General features: G+C 58.9%; 2 protein-coding genes. Both read right to left on the bottom strand.

Annotated elements, in window-relative coordinates; translation table 11 throughout:
• Positions 1 to 713: amino acid ABC transporter ATP-binding protein (locus tag ACIQY3_RS34385; RefSeq protein ID WP_403029136.1), on the bottom strand; the 713-nt coding region annotated here is incomplete at its 3' end.
• Positions 714 to 723: 10 nt separating this feature from the next.
• Positions 724 to 1,317: amino acid ABC transporter permease (locus ACIQY3_RS34380; RefSeq protein ID WP_403029134.1), on the bottom strand; the 594-nt coding region annotated here is incomplete at its 5' end.

Genomic DNA, 1,317 nt, shown 5'->3' with positions numbered 1-1,317 from the left:
TCGAAGAAGTCGTTCGGCGCCGCTTGTTCAACGATCTCCCCTTTGTCCATGAAGATCACGCGATTCGCCACGGTGCGGGCGAAGCCCATTTCGTGGGTTACGCAGAGCATGGTCATGCCGTCTTCGGCCAGGCCGATCATGGTGTCCAACACCTCTTTCACCATCTCGGGGTCGAGGGCCGAAGTCGGTTCGTCGAACAGCATGATTTTCGGTTTCATGCACAGGGCACGGGCAATCGCCACACGCTGTTGCTGACCGCCGGACAGTTGCCCCGGGAATTTATGCGCCTGCTCCGGAATGCGTACGCGTTCCAGATAGTGCATGGCGATTTCTTCGGCCTTGCGTTTCGGCATCTTGCGCACCCACATCGGCGCCAGGGTGCAGTTCTGCAGGATGGTCAGGTGCGGGAACAGGTTGAAGTGCTGGAACACCATGCCGACTTCACGGCGGATCGCTTCGATCTGCTTGAGGTCGTTGGTCAGTTCCACGCCATCGACCACGATGCGGCCCTGCTGGTGTTCTTCCAGGCGGTTAAGGCAACGGATGGTGGTGGATTTGCCGGAACCCGACGGGCCGCACAGGACGATACGCTCGCCCTGCTTGACGTTCAGGTTGATGTCTTTCAACACGTGGAACTGGCCGTACCACTTGTTCACGCCCTGCATCTGAATAATGCCTTCAGGGCTCACAGGCTGTTTGATCGCTTCGCTCATTACAGAACTCCTAACGCTTGTGGCCAGTGTCCAGCTTACGTTCCAAATGCATGGAGTAGCGGGACATACCAAAACAGAAAATCCAGAACACCAGGGCCGCGAACACGTAGCCTTCGGTCGCCATGCCCAACCATTTCGGGTCGGCGGCGGCTTGCTTGACGCTGTTGAGCAGGTCGAACAGGCCGATGATGATCACCAGGCTGGTGTCCTTGAACAGCGCAATGAAGGTGTTGACGATGCCCGGGATCACCAGCTTCAGGGCTTGCGGCAGAATCACCAGGCCCATGCTGCGCCAGTAACCGAGGCCCATCGCTGCGGCCGCTTCGTACTGACCTTTAGGGATCGCTTGCAGACCACCGCGCACCACTTCGGCCACGTAGGCCGACTGGAACAGGATCACGCCGATCAAGGCCCGCAGCAGTTTGTCGAAGTTCATGCCTTCAGGCAGGAACAACGGCAGCATCACCGAGGACATGAACAGCACCGTGATCAACGGCACGCCGCGCCAGAATTCGATGAAGGTCACGCAGACCACACGAATCGCCGGCATGTTCGAACGCCGACCCAGTGCCAGGACGATCCCCAGCGGCAACGCACCGGCAAT

It is taken from the genome of Pseudomonas sp. NPDC096950, assembly GCF_044762525.1.
In the GTDB taxonomy this organism is placed as follows: domain Bacteria; phylum Pseudomonadota; class Gammaproteobacteria; order Pseudomonadales; family Pseudomonadaceae; genus Aquipseudomonas.
This window is presented reverse-complemented; position numbering and strand designations above follow the sequence as displayed.